Genomic DNA, 17448 nt, shown 5'->3' on the forward strand with positions numbered 1-17448 from the left:
GTTGTGAGAAAACAACGACTAACCCAGGGTAGGCGCTCCTGCGTCGCGCCAACCCTGGGCTTTGAGGCGGAATCCCTTTGGGATTCTAACATTTGGTCGAAGAACTTGTGGGTAATGCTTAGGTCGTGCCACCGCGGTCCATAGTTGGGCCTCGTTTCGGACTCCGTGCACAGGCTCCGTCGCCTTTCCGTCAGATGGTTTACCCTGTGGAGGACAATGAACGGCCCGCTAAGCGCATGACACGAACCACGCGAAAGGAGCCAGCAGGCCCAGGCAGAACAGCGTTGCTTTAGCCCTTGGCTCAGCGTGAGCCCAAATGCGCCTCCCTTGACTTTGCCGCTGGATGGAAGCAAGCTTGGCATACACCTCAGGAATCCGTTTGGAATGAAAACACCCTCTGCCCCGCTCGGTAACGCTCGCACAGCCATGTATCGGGCTCGGTTCTCCGCTCTCATCCCGTGTCCCTTTCCGATGCTTATCTGTGCACTTTCCTTCGGTGTAACCCTCCTGACGGGGATGGTTTATGCGGCCACATTGCCTGATACCAGCCTCGAAACTATGGTCAAGGCCATCGAGCAGGGAGGATGGGTTCGTATCGCCCACGACCACCGGTACATTCTCACGAATTCACTGACCATCACGCGAGATACAATTGTGGATGCCCGGGGCTACGATGTGACTTTCGATGGTCAAGATGCGACCCGTCTCATCGAGATCAGACCTGGGGCTACCTTGTACGTCTATCATCTGACGCTGACGCGCGGACGTCATGTCGGGGCTCCTGGACCTAAAGGGGGTCGAGGCGGTGATGGGATGGGAGGCGCCATCCTGAACGATCATGGGACGCTGAATGCCTTCGATTGTCGACTGATTGGGAATCACGTGCAGGGCGGGGACGGAGATCTGGTCGTCTCGGTGCCCTCGGAGCCCTCGTTCCCGGTGCCTGAGGGTATTCCCGGCGGAGGCGCTTACGGGGGAGCGGTATTTAGTCAAGGCGGTGCGCTTCATTTCCAGAAATGTGAGTTTACCAGCAACCTGGCATCAGGTGGGAACGCTAGTGACGTTCACGCCTCTTTTTATCTCGAGGCGAAAGGGGGTTCTGCTCGGGGAGGAGGTTTGTATTCCATCGATGGATCGGTGCTCTTGCAGAATTGCCAGTTCCATGAGAACCGTACTTTGGCAGGTCGGGGCACAAGCTGGCCGGGATTCGGTTTCCCTGAGATCGGTCCCTCAGGTGAGAGCGAAGGGGCTGGATATTTTCATGCCAGCGGCGAAGGCGTGATTGAGGATTGTGCCTTCGCCCGCAACCATGCCCTCGGAGGAGAACCTTCGCGCGGCGGCGCGGTTTGTCTCCAAGCTGAATCGTTGCGGATCGCAGGAGGGACCTTCATCGATAACCGTGCTGAGGGGGCCCCGAGCAGAACGAAGTATGGGGTCGGGTTCAGCGGCTATGGCGGAGCCATCTTCAGCCTTGGACTGCTGGACATGCAGGATTCCCGACTCTACGGCAACCGCGCGCTGTCCCATGGCAAGGATGCGTTCGGCGGCGCGATTTACAGCGCTGGTTCGGCGAACTTGAACCGGGCGCTTTTTGTGACCAATCTATGTGGGACTTTCAAGTCCGGCTATGTCCCGCCGGAGTCTCAGCTGACTTACGGTCAGGTCTTCGGTGGTGCTATATGCAACACGAACGCCCTGATACTCCTGAATAGCACCTTTATAGGTAATGCAGCCCGGGTGAGAGCCGACCTCGCCGATGGGGCGGGCGGGTTCGTCGTCAATGGGGGCACCAACGCCTACGGAGGCGCTTTGTTTAACCAGGGTTCTTGCCAAGCTACTAACAACACCTTCACCGCGAACGCTGCCATCGCAGGACCGATCCATGACGGAGACGGATTCGGAGGGGCGGTCTGCAGTCTCTCCGGACAGTTCATCCTCTCCCATGCGACAGTTGCGAACAATGTTGCGGAGGGTGGGGGCACCAACCTTAACTCCTCCACTTCAGTCGGTGAAGGCTTGGGTGGAGGCCTGTTTTCTGCCCTGCGTAGTATCACCCTTGTCAACACGCTGCTTGCTCACAATCTCCCTGGAAGCAATGGTGTTGGCAACGTGATCGACGCAGGGGGAAATCTCAGTTCTGACCTGAGTTTTCGGTTTGCCAGCGGACTGAATGAGGTAGACCCCCGATTCGGACCGCTCGCGCTCTACGGCGGGACATTGCCCGTCCTTCCGTTACTGCCCGGGAGTCCGGCTATCGATGCGGGGAATTCGGCTGGCTGTGCATCGACCGATCAACGGGGGGTAAGTCGTCCTGCCGGATCGGGCTGTGACATTGGGGCCTTCGAGTCGCACGGAGAGCTGGCGATCGAGAGTCTCGTTCAAGAATGGGCTGATGATTCTCATCTCCGTTTGATCTATGCAGGAGCCAATGGATCGACCCGAGTGTTGCAGTCCTCCTTCGACCTGGAGCTCTGGTCACCGGTTGGGACAGAGTATTCGCTCGGTGAGAAGGGGTGGTTCGAGGCCGTGATGCCGGTTAACTTTCAAGCCCCGCTGCGTGCGTTCCGAGTGGTAGCTCCGTGATCACTGCGCGTTGAAAGTCCAAGGGCTGCCCTGCAACCCCGAAGGCATGTCGTCAAGAGCCCCTGCGTTAGCGATGGACCCGATGGGGAGCCGGGAGGAAACAGAAAAAGGGGACTCTTCCTTCCCCTCAGACATCGCGTCCTTTGCGTCCTTACCCTGAACTCACGGGGGGCGGTTATTTGAACCTGGCGAACAGGAGTATGTCTTCGGTGATTCCATCCAGCTTCCGAGCTTTGGCCTTCACTCCCTCTTGCAGAAACCCATGAGCTTCGTATAGGCGTATGGCGGCCTCGTTTGAACTGAACACTTCCAGTTCGACGCGTTGGACCTCCTGCGCGAAGGCACGGTCAAGTGCTGTCCGCAGTAGTCCATTCCCGATCGCCCGGCCACGAAAGTCAGCCTTCACTCCCATGCCGAGCCTGCCCACATGCGTCATTCCTTCAAAGGGCAGGGGAGCAATGTCGCACCACCCAACGATTGCCTCATCCACAACCGCTACCAAGTGAACTCCATTCGTTGACCGCACGAACTGGATGAACGATTCCGTGGACTCCTGAGAAAATCCAACTGTGGCCGCGAGATACCGCCTCTCTCGAGCCACTGAGTCGATGAGGATCGAAACCGCCTCAGCATCTTCCAGAAGTGTGTCGCGTATCAGCATCTCTGTCCTTGTTGGACGTGAACGACTCGGAGACACGACGGGATGGACGATCGATCTGGAGATCGGAAACTGTCGGTGAAATTCCTGTTGGGCGACAGCGACATGGATTCAAATTCATCTTTTTTCCGGCGGAATCGTTTGGATACGCGCCGCAAACTCGGCGTGGACTGCGGTATCAACAGGCCGATGTTTGATCTGGGTGCTCGCCGGGTCATTTCCAAGATAGTTATCTCCTTTCCAGTTCGTCGACGGGCGCACAGGTCTCGGGACGAAACCTCCGCCACAGTTTGGGCACACATTGAAGATAACGGCTTCGACACACGTAACACAGAATGTGCATTCATAGCTGCAGATACGCGCCTCTGGTGAATCAGGAGGCAGCTCTTTCCGGCAGTGCTCACAGGTCGGTCGAAGTTCAAGCATAGTTGATTGGCTGGATGCGTCTACCGCGTGACTTTCATTATGACTTTCGGTTTTTCTCTGAGGGCATCTACCGGCTCGGATTTGTTGGACTGCTTGGTCCGGCAGCTCGTTTGTCCTTAAGAATGACGTGGATCCTTTCCAGCACTTCCGGTGAGGGTAGATGGCGCTCTCCCAGCACCAAGGCGGCAAAGTTGTCGGCCAAAATCTCCTCCGGGTGAATGATGTATTTCGTGTTCCTGCCCACCTGCTCAAAGAACCCGGACACGTGTTGGATGTCCACGAGCAGGGGCTTCGCACCGTCGAGCATCGGCTTGACCTTTGGCCCCTCCGCTGGCCGCTCCACCACGAGCAGTTGGAACTGAAGATAATCAAAGAATTCCCCGCCACGGTCCACCGGATAGTTCTCAACGCTGGAGAACAGGACCGGAACGGCCCACTGCTCCTTGCCGTCAACCCTCACACGGATGCAATGGTCGTTTTTGGGTGCGTCGGGATTGGTGATCTTTCGCGACGCTATTTGCGATGGAAATTCCAGCTCGTTGCACTTCGCGAAGCCGACAGCGGCGTAGAGTCGCTCGCGTAGTCCACTATTCGCTCTGGACATGATGTGAAAGAGTTCGTGGCAAATCACCTTCTGAAGTCTGGCGGGCGATGACTTCAGCTCCGCTTGCGGCAGAACAATGGCATTGGCTCGGGTGTAAGGAGCCTGCCCCTCTTCCATTCCGGTTGTCTTGATGAGCAACATCTCCTGAGGAAACGGCAGGGCCAGCGCATCCATTGGTTGTTGAATCCCCTGAAAGGCGGAGCGAATGGTCTGCTTCTCTTCGTTACTCCACTCGAGCACGTTCTGGCCGACGAACTCCAGGAATTTGCGTTCTGAAACCGGCGCGTTGGTCTTCAACCGCGCTGCACGGTCGAAGGGACTCATCCGCTCTATAAAACTATCGCGGTTCGTGAGGACTCGCTTGCCCTCCGCAGCGGAAGCAAAGGAGATCGTGACACCCTGGCCGAGGGAGATTTGCGCACGGAGAGCTGTGGGAGCCAACCACAAAACCACCACCCATGCGAGAGACCTTAGATTCATAGCGATGATCGTGGTTGATCTTGGTGGCATGACAGCCGGCTCGTTGATTCGCGTCGGAGGTTTTCTGGCTTCTTCCCTCATCGTTCGTTCCTCGTGCTCGTTCCGTGCGCCGAACCCTAGGCCTCCGGTTCGTCTCTTGCAAGGCGCGAGCGTGGCGGTGTGCGTTGTGCCCATTGAAGCGAAGCGGGAGGGGAGCCGAGTGTTTAAAGCCGCGATGGACGCAATGGACGCGATGGGGAACTCTGAGGGGTAAGGCAAATTCCGTGTGGTCTGTGTGCTCCGTGGGCAAAACTGTTTCTGGTCTTCTTGGGAGCAGGATACAGTTTAAGCGGTGTAAGTATTCATTGCCCACGAATCACGGGAGGTGGTTCAGCCAACCGTTCACGGGTTCTGTCGTCCTTTTGGCGATCTGCGTAGCTGAAAAACCTCGAAAACCCCGTATCCCAAGAAACAAACGCCTAGCACGGTTAGGAAGCTGGGTTTGTCCGACTCGGTGAGTCCCCAGGGAATGAAAATTCCTCCGATTACCAGATTGAAGATGGCCGTTCCCCATCGAATCTGCCGGGCAGATTCACGAACCTTGCCGCTCGTCTCAACGATCCTCTCGGACTTTGGTGCCAGGCGGATATTGCACTCAATCAACCCGATCAGAGCTCGCACGTCCTCCTCGCAATGACCGCGACAAGCTAAGCCTTTGGTGAGATCAACTGCGCACTCCAGGCACACGCCCTTGCCACAAGACTTGCAGCTGCCGAGCGAATCCCTGTCGTGGTGGTAAAAGCATTTCATAGGTGCTGATTTGGAATTAGCAGTGGTCGGACAATCGTTTGATTATGCGGCGGTCGATTCGTTCATCAACGCCGAAACCCCTCCCTCTGCTTCATTCATGAGCCTTCGCTGTAGACCTTTCCTTCTAGTGGAAGTCGAGGAGTGTTTCTGGTCTTCTCTACGGACTGTAGGAGTCGACGTGAGGAGACTTCGGCTACCTCAATCCCGGACGCAACGAACAGATTTTGCGTGAGAAACAGAGCTATCGAAACGGAACGCCTTTGTTTTAAGGGGTTTTTCCCCACGGCCACCATAACTGAAGTTCCATCCCCAAGCCTTACCCTCCTCACTTGAGGGTGTGGCTGTCCACCAGAAACCCATCACACCCAGCACATCATAACCATTGTTTCTGCGAATACCTCCCGCAAGCCCGTCAAAGCCGCTGCTGTTAGAGCCGTTGCCGTTTTCTATCCCGCTTCTGACGCCTTTCAGGGCATCGCCGGCTTTGTCGGTTCCACCGAATTGAGTCACGAGCATCGACCATTCGCCGTCCGTTGCTACATGCCAACCCTTGGGGCAAGCTTTAGTCGCTGCTTCCCAGGTGTAAAGCAAGCCAAGCTCTTTTCGATGGCTCTCTTTGTCATCATAAGCGTAGCTCCCCTGAACTTTGTAGTTCAGGTTTTGGGCCATCCAGGTAACCGCGGTTCTAGTCAAAGCATTTGTATAAGTGACCGTTTTATACGTTTGCCCATCGCGTGAGTCGGTAAAAGTGCCGGTGGATTGGGCAATTCCAGCCTGTGTAAAAAACAACGTGGCAAGTACGGTAAAGATGTCGTGCTTTTTCATAGTTGGCTCGGTTGGTACGCCCGATGAGGCGACGGTCGTTTCGTTTCTCAGCGACGGAACTCTGCCTTCTCTTCTCGCCACGAGTGGTTCCTCATTACTCTTTCCCTACGCTGAACCTTAGGCCTCCGGTTTGTTGATTGCAAGGCGGTAGCCTGGCAGCGCGCATCAGGCTCGTCGAATGGGGAGGGGGGGGACTCTTGTCTTCTGTTTGTTCCTCTGAATCCCCTATCCCATTCCGGGTGGTAGTTGAATTTCCTACCAAGTTCAAACAAGGATTCTGTCGACTCTCTGCTGCATCGCTAAGGGTTATTAGGCGGCGCAGATAGGACTTTCTCATAGCAAACACTCGTGGGATTTCCAACGTAGGGACCAAAAGCACGAGTGCGCTGGTATCCCAATGACTCGTACAGGCGCTGCGCCTCGGGTTGGCGAACTCCGGTCTCCAAAAGAATGGTGCGATACTCGAACTCGTTTGCGTGCCGTTCCAAATCGACAAGGATACGTCGTGCAATACCCTGGCGGCGCCCCGCTGGAGCCACATACATTCGCTTGACCTCAGCGGTGTGGTCATCGAATCGGCGGAGCGCGCCACAACCGAGGGGTTGACCATGCAAACGCGCTACGAGAAACACCGTGCGAGGCATCGTGGCCTCCGAAAGCGAGAATGGGCTGGGTGGCGTGCCGTATCTCTCGCTCATCTCAGAGCATAAGGCACGAATCAATTCGCGGGCTACTTCGCCGATCGGGTCGGCTGCCTCGATCGTCAGTGAGAGAGATTCAGCGGATGGTGTCATGCGATGGTCGAACGCCGCTGCTCAAGGACGCTCCGCATAAACGCTCAACCTGAAAACTGGACGCCTTCGGCACGTTCACTGGATGCGAAGGCTGGTTGGTTTATCAGCCGCGGAACTCTTCCCTTTCTTGTATTCATAGGGCGCTTCTGTTGCTCTTTCCTTCCGCTGAACCTTAGGCCTCCGGTTCGTTGATTGCAAGGCGGCCTGTCGAAGGGGAATGGGGGCTGAGGTTTTGAACCGCGATGGACGCAATGGACGCGATGTGGGACCCGGAGGAAGGCGACAAAGCAGACCCGATTTTGCACCACAGAGACGGGAAGCGCGCAGGGAAACCAGGTCTGGGTGTGAGGTTGTCGGAAGCGGGGATCGAGAGTCCTTGAGACTTTCATCAAAGAATTGGTCCATTTCGGGAATCTCCGCGCTCTTCCCGTCTGTGTGGTGTAAAGCCAGAGGGCCTGAGTGCCCGGATTCCTCTCAGACATAGCGTCCTTTGCGTACATTGCGGTTCAAATGATTCCCCGTCGGCGGTTCGCTGCAGCGCCAGGGGTCAGGGGTGGAGGTTGCTTGAAGGAGATGTCGGATGAGAACTTCAATGCAGCTTTTCCCCGCGCTTCAACATCGCCACAAAGTCTGCGATCCGCTTGCGACGAGTTTCGGGCTTTTTGGCGGTGGTGATGCGGTAGAAAAAGCCGTAGCGTTGGGTTTTATTGAGAGTTGTGAAGAAGGCTTTTGCATCGGGTTCTTGCGTGAGAGCGGTGAGGAAGTCCTCTGGCATCTCTGCGGTGCTAAAACTGTGGTAGGCGGATACCCAACGACCATCCGCTTTGGCAGCAGCGACTGCGGCAAGCCCGGCAGGTTTCATGCGGCCTTCTTTTTCAAGTCGTGCCACATGGCCGACGTTGATCTTTGACCAGACACTGCGTTTGCCTCGCTTGGTGAACTTTTGTAGAAAAGCCGTTTCATCGAAGGTTTTCTTCTGACCGTCGATCCAGCCCAGACAAAGCGCCTCGTCCAGTGCTTCCGCATAGGTCACTGTGGGAATGCCGCTGGCTTTCTTAGCAATCTTAAGCCAAATGCCAGGATGGTCAGCATGATGCCGTGTGAGCCATTGGCGAAACTGAGCGGCAGTGGCGAAGGCGATAATGGGCTGCTCGGGCATAAATCCGGCGCTCGCGGTGCGTCGCAACGCGTAGCTCTGATGATGCTAGACATGCCTTCTGCGATATTGATGCCAGGCGAAGAGTCCTGCCAGGCCGAGCGAAATGCAGTTGAGCGTTGGTGGTTCGGGGACCGGGGTGTAAGCGATTGCCCCCGCCATATGGTCTGACGGGATCGAGCCCGTCAGCCTGATCCCATCAATCGAAGCGGTGGTAGTGCCGAAGTTCCCCAGGAAACGCAGCGTGCCAAACCCGACATCACTCGTAAAGATCGCGTCGAGCGTGCCGCTTAGTGAACCCCCAGAGAAGGTCGGCAAGCTGGAGAACACCACTCTCGGGTCGGCGGGTGAGAACACACCGAAGTTGGCCCCCCCGAGCCAAGAGATCGTGAAGTCGGTCAGGGTGAATCCGCCAGGGGGCATCGGCGATGTGGAGTCGAAAGTGAAGCTGCCCGACACGTCAGAGCCGCTGTCCGAAGGCTGGACGAATCGATAGGAGCCCGTGATGGTTCCTTGAGCGATTGCTGCCTGTGCCGCAAAAGCTGCACAAACTGCCAAAATTGGGGAGTTGGTGAACTTCATTCGCCCACTTTATCTGATGCAGTCTGAACTCTCAAATTGTATCCGGGCGCGTACAGAATAGAGGCGACCTAATCGCCCAACGGTCTCCCGATGAGACACAGCCCGACGAGAGCAACGGGGCTCCAGTTACTGTTAGGATCCCTCTTGATTCTTGGAGACATACCCCTGAAGTGCCACCCCAATGTCCTGAAGAACTCTCTTGGAATGGACATTGAGCACGCACCGAGTGGCCGCAATCGGTAATGTTAACGCGATGTCAAACGGTGCTACCTCGCCCACCTCGATATTGTTCAGCTGGGTGAAGTATGACATGTCCAGGCCCAGAAAAACTCCCTCCGCATCGAAGTAGGACACGTCACACTTAACATCCTCAAGCCCGTAGGGGCATGTGTTCTTGATGCGACCCTGCAACCTCAATTCCTGATTAGGATCATCGCAGTCGGACATAACACGAATGATTGAATGCTCAATCGAAACGTTGGATGAGATCGTGCCGTGCTCGAATTTGGGTGGCGTGTCCATTTGTCTCATTTCGCTAATACGACGTCGGGTTTGCTCATCCACATCAGAACTCCTCCCTCTCATTTCCTGATAGGGCGTTCATGTTGAACGTCATCCGAACCTTAGGGCTTCGGTTCGTTCGTTGCAAGGAGGTACCCTGGCAGCCGGGTCCGAACGGAAATAGAACTCCTGTTTTCTCTTCCGACATAGTGTCCTTTGCGGCCATCCGTGGTGGACCTCGCTGAGCAGCATGATCCGCGTTGACACCAATTTCCTCCCCAAACGTGGCATCGCTGCGCGATGCACTCTCATTTTCGGAGGAACTATTCCGGAGATCTTTGATCGCCGGCTAATCTCTTGGACCCTTGCGGTCGGGCTGGCGGCTGGAGAACCCACGGACCCCCTCGTAATCGTAATCATAATCGTCATCGATTCCAAGCCTCGCCTCGACTCGGCAAGGCTTCCGAGGAAACGCGGGGCGCTATGGAGCGCGGAGACAGGTCTCCGCTTTTCCTACGCGCGACGGATTCACTGGCGGTGTTGGAGGGGAGTGGGTGTGCGGGAGGGGAAAAGGCAGCGTGAAGGAACAACGGTGTCGTGCCACCGCGGCCATGGGGGGAACTCCAGAGAATCGGGGGGAGAAAATGACAGTCTTCTCATTCTTCAGCTCTCGGCCGCTCTGCATTCCTTTGGTTGTTAGGCGGTTCATGCTTCATACCTTTTTTGCACCCCCACAATAGCAAACTGAAAACACCTACTATCGTAGAGCACACGCTTGCCCAGAACCCATAGTCTGGTTGCTGTACCCAAAAGCCCAAGGTATGCACTGCGGCCAGGTAAGCCCCACCGCCAACAGTGAGTAAAGCTCCAAGAACAAACCCCTTCAAACGAGGCCTCCCCCGCTTCGTATTGACTACCAGAGAAACTATAGCCAGACCAACCAGCAGAAACGGCGCGGTTACGAGCATTAAAAGATACAAGAAGACCTCAGTCCCGAAAGCGCCTGAAGCGAACATTGGAGAGATGGTCATTGGCGTAGGGGCTTGGAAACTACTCAGGGACGCGCCGGTCTGAAAGCTCAACCTGAAACCTGGATGTGCTCGATTCATTCACGGAGGTAGAGTTGAGTTTGCCTTCAACACTGAACGTCCTCTACTGGTCCAGCCCAAAGTTATTCCAAGTTGTAGAGCGATACCCAGTAAAGCACATTGCTTGACGCTCACAATCTGCATCGTCAACCCGTGACCGACATTGAGATCTTTCCACCAGAAGAAAGGCTCACGTCCTCCCATCGTCGCCGCTTCCCACTTTTTCGAATTGGAAACAATATCTTCTCCCAGCCGATGCAGGTCTTCGGCCAGCAAGCGCGAAAATTTGTGTTCGAAGTACCACGCTATCGAGATAGTGGTGACGAGCGCTGCCAGGAGGACCCACCAAATCATTCTAGTAGACATCTTCATAGATAAGCTTGGTCTCATTGCAGAACCAACCCGGACGAAACCTGGGATGTAGGGATGGTAATCATGTGAAACACTTGGAGGCTAAGGGCTGTTGGATCGAGTGGGCGGCTGCTTAGGAACTGCCGGAAGGCGTATCTCGCTCTCACGCGGGATGTCTATGTTCCCCTGCGAATCTAGTACACCCGTTTCCACCAATTCGATGATCCGTTTGTGAACTACATCGTAACCATCCGAGTCCTGATTGACCTCAGGAGAAAGCCGCGCGGCGGCCCTGGTGACGAGGCGGGCAATCTTATACCAGTGATCCCCTACCTCCGCGAGGATCGCTTGATCGAGTTTCTCGAGTGTCATAGAGGATCCTAACGTATCCGAAGTGAGCCACAGCCGAGGAACCAACCCCGATGCGAATGAGACTCACAGTGTGATAAAAACCCAATGGTCGAAAATGTCTGCTGCGCGAGGCTGTTGGCTCGACTGAGCTGGCTAGGCATTTCTGAGTATCTGACAGCGGGCGTCATGCTGGTAATGGGCTGAGCGGCGAGGTGAGAGCACTGGCTCTAATGTAGTCCTCAGATATACCGGCAAGGTAGCCGTGAAAATGGTGAAGGTGAAGCTGCAACGTCCGTGCAAGCAATATGAATGGCACGTCCCGGATGATGACGCTCGTGCACGATAGGCGAATATGCTGCTTACGGTCGTCAATCCATGCACCTCCCCACATCGTGTATGGAATAGCTGGGAAGAAACGGTCGTAACGCTCACCGCTCGGCATCTCGTCCATCGTGATATGGATACTGCGAAATATCGAACCCTCCTGTGTCATGCGTCGGTTGGGATAACGCCCACCCGAAAGTCGTGGATAAACCGTATAACCGTGTTTGGCTGCAAAAGCCGCCAAGGGCTCATCAATCTCAGCGAGATGCTCGCCGAGGCGGTCATAGTCTTCTATGGAATTCAGCGGCATATAAAAAGGCGCGAGGAATGCCTAACAGGGACGCGCCGGGATGGACGCTGAACCTGACACCTAGATGTGATCGGCGCGTTCACTGGAGTAGCTTAGTTGGGCTGTCACCTCGTCTCTTTCTCCGCTTGGGTCTTCTGCTACTTAGGTACTCGGACAGCACCCTATCGCCTGCTCGTTCCGCGTGTCCGATCAACCGTGTGAGCACGCTCTCTGTGCGTGTGACTGCTAGGATGCCTTCGGTCAACCGCCGCGCTCGCTCGTGATGCCCAAGTGCCGCTAACCCCTCAACTAAAGGGGCGCAAGCGCGCACCAGCTTGTCCTTGAGATGCGACGCGAACGACCTACCGCCATCACACACCGAAATATCAAGTGAGCGCACCTGCTGCTCAAGCACAGTTTCAGGATCGAAAATGAGCAACAACTCCTCATAGCTGCGTCGTTCCAAAAGAAGCTCCCTGATGCCCCAACCGAGAGTCTTCCAACATTCATCACCCGGCTCCAGTGTCCTGAAAACCCTCAGCGTGAACTCGTCCTGGCCCAAATACCGATTGATGGCCACGAAATCGTGGGCGTCTTCACAACTCGCGGTCCCAACAGCGAGCCGCTGCGCCTTCTCGTCTCTGCGGGAGAGCAATGCCTGAAGCGCAGGTGGATAAACTTCGCCCAGCGTTAGGATGTCACAGACGAGAATAGTGCCTTGTACCCCTGCAAACGCCTCGTCGGCTTCCGCCCCGTGGTCGAAGCACCAGAGAAAACCCTCTAGTGCCTCCTGGTACCTACCAGCCTTTGCCGCCGCCCTAGCCTTGTTCATTCGACGGACCGGCTCCACGTTCTCGCAGTTGGTTGGTCTTGTGACTTTAGGCATAGTGTGAAGCGGAGGTGCCCCAACGACCCAGCTCAGCGACAGCCACCGAAAGATGGCGATGAGCGTGAAGTTGAGGTTCGAGTTTCATAAAGTCATTGAGCCTGCGAGGGCCGGTGGCTGTTCGCTGGAGCGGCTGGTTCGCCATTTGTCATCGCCTCAATCGTAAGGTGATAGCGATAGTCCCCGTCTTCCCACGTAATTGAATTGCCGGTGGTCTCGATATTCCGAGCGCGGGGATTGTCCTCCTGAAAATCGCGCTGCGCCTTGTAGATCGTCCGATCCCCGACTGTGATCATTGTCTTTTCAGGGTCAAGAAACGGGTATCCCACTGTCTCGGTAAAGCAACTCCATTTGACGGTGCCGAGCGGTGACGCGTAATCCCGCTCCTCCAAAAGCCTGTATTGGTAACCGCTCCTCGCATTCTGAAAGAACGCCCCAGCAAACCAACCGGTCACGAGCATCACACCGCCAACGGCAACAAAAATGAGAGCGCGCTTCATGTGTTTGGCGAACGACGCTGCTCAGTGACGCGCCGCAGAGGGTGCTCGAAATGGAACCCACGCGCAGTCGGCGCGTTCACTGGAGCAGCCTTGTTCGGCGTTGCGGTCATTGGGAGTGGACCGTGACGCTGCCTCTGGACAAATCCCAGCGCGCAATCAGGGGAATCTCGGCTGCGTCGGCCTCCCATTGAAAATCCCGAGCGAGCTGCAGCATCGGAACAGGCGCACGCCCAAGAGAGCGTCCGTCGCTGGAATAGATGGTCACAAAGCCCGGCTTGTCGCTGGAACTGCCCGGCACCATCGGGACAAGTGAGCGCCAACTGCTGTATTCGATGACGGCGGTGAATCGCCCGTCTGGGCTGGGAAGACTCTGGAACTCGGTCGTTGCTCGAAAGGCGAAAACGAGTCCCAAGGTGAATGCTGCGACCAGAGGCAACAGCACGAAGCGCCCGCGACTCGGGACTCTGTTCATCAGCATCATTCAGGGAGTGAGCGTAGCATCGCCGAACGATCTCCCGATGAGGCACCCCGACCTGTGAGGTGACGATCGGCAAGTCCAATAGAGGTTGAGATGGTCATGGCGGGCTGGACAAATCTAAGGGCCGGTCGGGGTTGTCCTCGATCGGGCTGGTTGGACGACGTCCAGAGTTCCCTCCATTAAGACTGCGGTACCGTTCTTAATCTTGTAGCGTATCGCCAGATACCAGGGGAAGCCGACTATCCACAGCAGGGCGCAAACGAAGAACAGCACAACCGGCCCATGCGCAATGCCAGACTTATAACTCTTGAGGTTCAACTTCGAAGAATCAATACCTGCCCAGAGTGCGGTGCCAAGTATCATGATCGAGGTAAGGTCGTAGGCAATGATACGGGAGATGACGACGGAAGCCGCGAGTAGTCCGACGGTGAATAGAATCGCAATCCATGTCCTCATATTCGTGTGATGTTCAATGTCGTCCAACGCCATCCCGATGAGGCACCCCGACCTGTGAGGTGACGATCGGCAAGTCTGATAAAGGTTGAGATGGTCATGACGGGCTGGGCAAATCCAAGGGCTGGTCGGGGTTGTCCTCGATCGGGCTGGTTAGGTGCGGGAGCCATATGTTGGCTGCAAGCTGCGTAACTTCGCGTTGAAATGTGGCTGCCACGGGAAATGGCCCTGCATATCCGGCCAGACACATTGTAAAGCGGGAAAATCGGTACCGCGATAAAACCAAGTCGCGCAGCCCAAAAGCTCCCGATAGTGCGAGACCTCAACTTCGCGAAATTCACAATCGAAGCGCTCAAGAATGCCTGCCACACGGCTCCCCGCCTGGAAACGTGTGCCCTTTCGGATGTCGGCCATCAAGTTGTTGATGATGCCCTGCATCATGTCGAGATCGAGTCCAACGATCAAAATCTCCTCATGATTAAAATTGTGAAAGAGGCCAACCGAGTAGGCAAATCCTGGCCCTGAGTCGTCTCCCATGACTTTGATGACGTGACAACCAAAGGTGGACACATCATGCAGAACGCGGCGCTCAACGTCGTCTTCAGCAGTTGGTGGGTCGTACTTCACGAGGGAACCTATTCACCTAACTTTGATTATGCGACGGCTGGTTCGTTTATCAGCGCCTGAACTCTTCCCTCTTTTTTCTTCATAAGTCGTTGCTGTTGACCTTTCCTTCCTCTGAACCATAGGCCTCCGGTTCGTATATTGCAAGGCGTGAGCGTGGCGGTTTGCCTGGCCCTTCGAAGGGGAAGGGGAGCCGAGTTTAAACCGCGATGGACGCCATGGACGCGATGAAAAACCATACGGAGGGGAAAAGTAGTCCCGATTTTGCACCGCAGAGACGGGGAAGGATCGCAGAGAGGATGATGGGCAGGTGAGAAGGCGGTGGGGCATGTGCGTCAAGGAGGTCTTGAGGCTAGGATGAAATGCTGGAGCCTTTTCCTCCCCCAAACGTGGCATCGCTGCGCGATGCATTGTCATTTTCGGACGAACCATTCCGGGGATCTTTGATCGCCGGCTAGTCTCTTGGACCCCTGCGGGGTCGGGCTGGCGGCTGGAGAACCCACGGACCCCCTCGTAATCATAATCATAATCGTCATCGATTCTAAGCCTCGCCTCGACTCGGCAAGGCTTCCGAGGAAAGGCGGGGCGCTATGGAGCGCGGAGACAGGTCTCCGCTTTTCCTACGCGCGACGGATTCACTGGCGGTGTTGGAGGGGAGTGGGTGTGCGGGAGGGGAAAAGTCGGCGTGAAGGAACAACGGTGTCGTGCCACCGCAGTCCATAGGGGGGGATTCCAGAAAATCCGGGGGACGAAATGGCTGTCCGGCATGGATTCGAACCATGACAAAAGCCTCCAAAGGGCCTTGTGCTACCATTACACCACCGGACAGACGGGCCTTCTTTTTCGCTCATAGTGCCTTCATTAAAGAGCAAGAATCATCAATGTTTACAAGGCTATTCTGACTGTTGCTGCATTTTGCGTGAGAGCTGTTGTCGGGCAATGCCGTCTGGTTGAGCTTCGGAATCGACCGTCATCGGACTCTTGAAACGTTGTGCGGAACTTGTGCGGGATCTGTGCGGAGCGATGGAGAGCCTTAGAATATTCTTCATGCGCCCGGTCTCTTTGAGACCAAAGGGGGGGCGGGGGTCACTTAAATGCGGTGGGCTAAACGAGCGATGTGTTTTGTCCGTTGTAACTTTAAAACAAAGCGCCCCTAGACCTTCACTTGGCTGGGCTCGATATCTTCTGAAAGTCGATTCGGAAGAACAGAGCGGCAGGGAGGTTGGTATACGTCCCAAGGTCAGCGCTGAACCAATCAACCAGGTTAGTACTGGCTTGGACTTGAACCTTACCCCCTGCTGATCCTGGAGGAACTACCACGGTTGTCTGTGGATCGGCTGAACCAGGGAGGTATTGGAAGGTGAGAGGGTATGTGGGAGAATTGCCGGTTGAAACTCGGAACACCGCCGGCCCAGAGACGACGAAAGGAACTTCTGCGTTTACAATGCCTAGCCCGTCTGTGTCGGTAAGGTCGAAAGTTATGCCGTCTTTCTCTAATAGAACCTGTGCAGTCGGACTGACGTTAGGTGAAGAGATTAGTCGGACAGCCTCTCCCTCCTTAATAACGAACGTGTCTCCTCCCTCCTTTCCGACAGATACCCAGGTCACATAGGACCCAGGGCTCTCCGCGTTAATGGGCATCGGCAGCGACAACAGAGCGAGGGACAAAGAAAGTGTTTTCATACGCGTTTTGGGTTGGCTGTCAGTCGATACGCTTAAGGTCTAACCGGAAGAACTTGGCGGAAGGGTGATTGGTGTATATGCCATTGGTAGCGCTCTGCCATGTCACCAGGTTGGTGCTACTCTCCAATGACAGAACACCTCCACCAACGACTGGAGGGATTACCAACGTGCCACTAGGCGGGTATGGCTGGTCGAAGATCCGAAGCGTGGCGAAGCCTATGGCCTTAGGGAAATCATTGGGGCGCTGTGTCGTGAAAGTTACTTTGGCGGGGCCAGAGATGATGAAGGGCTGAACAGCGCCATGAGCCTGGAGCCTGCTGGCAATGGGCTGTCCATCTCTGAACACGGAAAGGTTAGCCGTTCCTGCTCTTGCGAAGTGAGTAGGCATCGACACCAGTTGCAGGGCTTCACCTGAGGCAATCTCGATGGAGTTGGTTTTCCCGGCCTTTGCCGTAAGCGTCACGTAGCGCTCTGAGCCCATGACACTGGACGAACTGAGCATGGTTACTAATAGGAGGGTGTTTAGATTCATTCGGATTGCCTTTCCTGCTTATGGTCACCCTCCATGAATCCACGGGAGAAGGCAAGCTGGGAAGCGCTCCAGCGCAGCAAAAAGCCCAAGCTCTCCTTCAAGAGCCTGGGCCTATCGCCCTACCTGGTTCGCCTAAATGGACTGGAGCGCTAGAAGCCGTGGCAGTTGGCAACGTCCAGTAAAGTCTTCTTGATGAACTCAGGTTCGCAGCCGCTAGGGAATCCTGGCAAGCGCTAGAGAGCGCCCAAAACCGATTTATGGAACGCTACGATTGCAACCGGAACACCCTATGGACGCTCAACCTGAAACCTGGATGCTGACGGCGCGTTCACTGGAGTAGCCTAGTTGGACGGACCCCGTCTCGGCCAACCTGCAAGCGCACTAGGCACGTCGGTCTGATCGAGACACACCCGGAAGTCTGCGCCCATGGCCTCGAGGATCTGGCAGATGCCGGCGACTGCCTCATCCTGAACGGCGTCCAACCTCACCCT

At 55.7% G+C, this 17448-nt stretch carries 19 protein-coding genes and 1 tRNA gene; 1 reads left to right on the top strand and 19 read right to left on the bottom strand.

Annotated features, from left to right (window positions below; all coding sequences use genetic code 11):
* Positions 1–384: 384 nt before the first annotated feature.
* The gene (locus JNN07_00510; GenBank protein ID MBL9166203.1) at positions 385–2583 is read left to right on the top strand and encodes a hypothetical protein; all 2199 of its coding nucleotides are present in this window, start codon (positions 385–387) and stop codon (positions 2581–2583) included.
* A 175-nt stretch (positions 2584–2758) separates the two neighbouring features.
* Here the strand turns inward: JNN07_00510 and JNN07_00515 are convergent, their stop codons facing one another.
* From JNN07_00515 to JNN07_00605, 19 genes are all read right to left on the bottom strand, one after another.
* Positions 2759–3244 (bottom strand): GNAT family N-acetyltransferase, encoded by a 486-nt coding sequence (locus JNN07_00515; GenBank protein ID MBL9166204.1) that lies wholly within the window; start codon positions 3242–3244, stop codon positions 2759–2761.
* A 114-nt stretch (positions 3245–3358) separates the two neighbouring features.
* Positions 3359–3667, bottom strand: coding sequence for a DUF1272 domain-containing protein (locus JNN07_00520; protein ID MBL9166205.1), 309 nt, complete (start codon positions 3665–3667; stop codon positions 3359–3361).
* 67 nt (positions 3668–3734) lie between these two features.
* Entirely contained in the window at positions 3735–4751 is a 1017-nt protein-coding gene (locus JNN07_00525; GenBank protein MBL9166206.1) for a hypothetical protein, read from the bottom strand.
* 987 nt (positions 4752–5738) lie between these two features.
* Entirely contained in the window at positions 5739–6365 is a 627-nt protein-coding gene (locus JNN07_00530; protein ID MBL9166207.1) for a hypothetical protein, read from the bottom strand.
* A gap of 299 nt (positions 6366–6664) precedes the next feature.
* The gene (locus JNN07_00535; protein MBL9166208.1) at positions 6665–7159 is read right to left on the bottom strand and encodes a GNAT family N-acetyltransferase; all 495 of its coding nucleotides are present in this window, start codon (positions 7157–7159) and stop codon (positions 6665–6667) included.
* Positions 7160–7748: 589 nt separating this feature from the next.
* On the bottom strand, positions 7749–8318 hold the full coding sequence (locus tag JNN07_00540; GenBank protein MBL9166209.1) for a YdeI/OmpD-associated family protein: 570 nt from the start codon (positions 8316–8318) through the stop codon (positions 7749–7751).
* 45 nt (positions 8319–8363) lie between these two features.
* Positions 8364–8897 (bottom strand): hypothetical protein, encoded by a 534-nt coding sequence (locus JNN07_00545; protein MBL9166210.1) that lies wholly within the window; start codon positions 8895–8897, stop codon positions 8364–8366.
* Between the two features lie 132 nt (positions 8898–9029).
* The gene (locus JNN07_00550) at positions 9030–9344 is read right to left on the bottom strand and encodes a hypothetical protein (protein MBL9166211.1); all 315 of its coding nucleotides are present in this window, start codon (positions 9342–9344) and stop codon (positions 9030–9032) included.
* Positions 9345–10507: 1163 nt separating this feature from the next.
* On the bottom strand, positions 10508–10858 hold the full coding sequence (locus JNN07_00555; protein ID MBL9166212.1) for a hypothetical protein: 351 nt from the start codon (positions 10856–10858) through the stop codon (positions 10508–10510).
* A gap of 81 nt (positions 10859–10939) precedes the next feature.
* Positions 10940–11209 carry a hypothetical protein gene (locus JNN07_00560; protein ID MBL9166213.1) on the bottom strand — a complete coding sequence of 90 codons (270 nt, stop codon included), beginning with the start codon at positions 11207–11209 and terminating at the stop codon, positions 10940–10942.
* Between the two features lie 163 nt (positions 11210–11372).
* A complete protein-coding gene (locus JNN07_00565; GenBank protein MBL9166214.1) occupies positions 11373–11822 on the bottom strand; it encodes a hypothetical protein in 450 nt (149 codons plus the stop codon).
* A 79-nt stretch (positions 11823–11901) separates the two neighbouring features.
* Entirely contained in the window at positions 11902–12687 is a 786-nt protein-coding gene (locus tag JNN07_00570) for a hypothetical protein (protein MBL9166215.1), read from the bottom strand.
* A 92-nt stretch (positions 12688–12779) separates the two neighbouring features.
* The gene (locus JNN07_00575; GenBank protein ID MBL9166216.1) at positions 12780–13187 is read right to left on the bottom strand and encodes a hypothetical protein; all 408 of its coding nucleotides are present in this window, start codon (positions 13185–13187) and stop codon (positions 12780–12782) included.
* 106 nt (positions 13188–13293) lie between these two features.
* Complete coding sequence (locus JNN07_00580; GenBank protein MBL9166217.1) at positions 13294–13659, bottom strand: hypothetical protein; 366 nt, start codon at positions 13657–13659, stop codon at positions 13294–13296.
* Positions 13660–13782: 123 nt separating this feature from the next.
* On the bottom strand, positions 13783–14121 hold the full coding sequence (locus tag JNN07_00585) for a hypothetical protein (protein ID MBL9166218.1): 339 nt from the start codon (positions 14119–14121) through the stop codon (positions 13783–13785).
* A 150-nt stretch (positions 14122–14271) separates the two neighbouring features.
* Positions 14272–14745: a DUF4262 domain-containing protein gene (locus JNN07_00590; protein MBL9166219.1), complete on the bottom strand. Its 474-nt coding sequence runs from the start codon at positions 14743–14745 to the stop codon at positions 14272–14274.
* Positions 14746–15496: 751 nt separating this feature from the next.
* Positions 15497–15570: transfer RNA gene (locus JNN07_00595), tRNA-Gln, on the bottom strand.
* 333 nt (positions 15571–15903) lie between these two features.
* Positions 15904–16425 carry a hypothetical protein gene (locus JNN07_00600; GenBank protein MBL9166220.1) on the bottom strand — a complete coding sequence of 174 codons (522 nt, stop codon included), beginning with the start codon at positions 16423–16425 and terminating at the stop codon, positions 15904–15906.
* 19 nt (positions 16426–16444) lie between these two features.
* On the bottom strand, positions 16445–16927 hold the full coding sequence (locus JNN07_00605) for a hypothetical protein (GenBank protein MBL9166221.1): 483 nt from the start codon (positions 16925–16927) through the stop codon (positions 16445–16447).
* Positions 16928–17448 lie beyond the last annotated feature (521 nt).

It is taken from the genome of Verrucomicrobiales bacterium (assembly GCA_016793885.1).
GTDB lineage: Bacteria > Verrucomicrobiota > Verrucomicrobiia > Limisphaerales > UBA11320 > UBA11320.

Coding starts and splice junctions, on each gene's coding strand:
- JNN07_00510 (MBL9166203.1), top strand. CDS start 385: ATGAAAACACCCTCTGCCCCGCTCGGTAACGCTCGCACAGCCATGTAT.
- JNN07_00515 (MBL9166204.1), bottom strand. CDS start 3,244: ATGCTGATACGCGACACACTTCTGGAAGATGCTGAGGCGGTTTCGATC.
- JNN07_00520 (MBL9166205.1), bottom strand. CDS start 3,667: ATGCTTGAACTTCGACCGACCTGTGAGCACTGCCGGAAAGAGCTGCCT.
- JNN07_00525 (MBL9166206.1), bottom strand. CDS start 4,751: ATGAATCTAAGGTCTCTCGCATGGGTGGTGGTTTTGTGGTTGGCTCCC.
- JNN07_00530 (MBL9166207.1), bottom strand. CDS start 6,365: ATGAAAAAGCACGACATCTTTACCGTACTTGCCACGTTGTTTTTTACA.
- JNN07_00535 (MBL9166208.1), bottom strand. CDS start 7,159: ATGACACCATCCGCTGAATCTCTCTCACTGACGATCGAGGCAGCCGAC.
- JNN07_00540 (MBL9166209.1), bottom strand. CDS start 8,318: ATGCCCGAGCAGCCCATTATCGCCTTCGCCACTGCCGCTCAGTTTCGC.
- JNN07_00545 (MBL9166210.1), bottom strand. CDS start 8,897: ATGAAGTTCACCAACTCCCCAATTTTGGCAGTTTGTGCAGCTTTTGCG.
- JNN07_00550 (MBL9166211.1), bottom strand. CDS start 9,344: ATGTCCGACTGCGATGATCCTAATCAGGAATTGAGGTTGCAGGGTCGC.
- JNN07_00555 (MBL9166212.1), bottom strand. CDS start 10,858: ATGAAGATGTCTACTAGAATGATTTGGTGGGTCCTCCTGGCAGCGCTC.
- JNN07_00560 (MBL9166213.1), bottom strand. CDS start 11,209: ATGACACTCGAGAAACTCGATCAAGCGATCCTCGCGGAGGTAGGGGAT.
- JNN07_00565 (MBL9166214.1), bottom strand. CDS start 11,822: ATGCCGCTGAATTCCATAGAAGACTATGACCGCCTCGGCGAGCATCTC.
- JNN07_00570 (MBL9166215.1), bottom strand. CDS start 12,687: ATGCCTAAAGTCACAAGACCAACCAACTGCGAGAACGTGGAGCCGGTC.
- JNN07_00575 (MBL9166216.1), bottom strand. CDS start 13,187: ATGAAGCGCGCTCTCATTTTTGTTGCCGTTGGCGGTGTGATGCTCGTG.
- JNN07_00580 (MBL9166217.1), bottom strand. CDS start 13,659: ATGAACAGAGTCCCGAGTCGCGGGCGCTTCGTGCTGTTGCCTCTGGTC.
- JNN07_00585 (MBL9166218.1), bottom strand. CDS start 14,121: ATGAGGACATGGATTGCGATTCTATTCACCGTCGGACTACTCGCGGCT.
- JNN07_00600 (MBL9166220.1), bottom strand. CDS start 16,425: ATGAAAACACTTTCTTTGTCCCTCGCTCTGTTGTCGCTGCCGATGCCC.
- JNN07_00605 (MBL9166221.1), bottom strand. CDS start 16,927: ATGCTCAGTTCGTCCAGTGTCATGGGCTCAGAGCGCTACGTGACGCTT.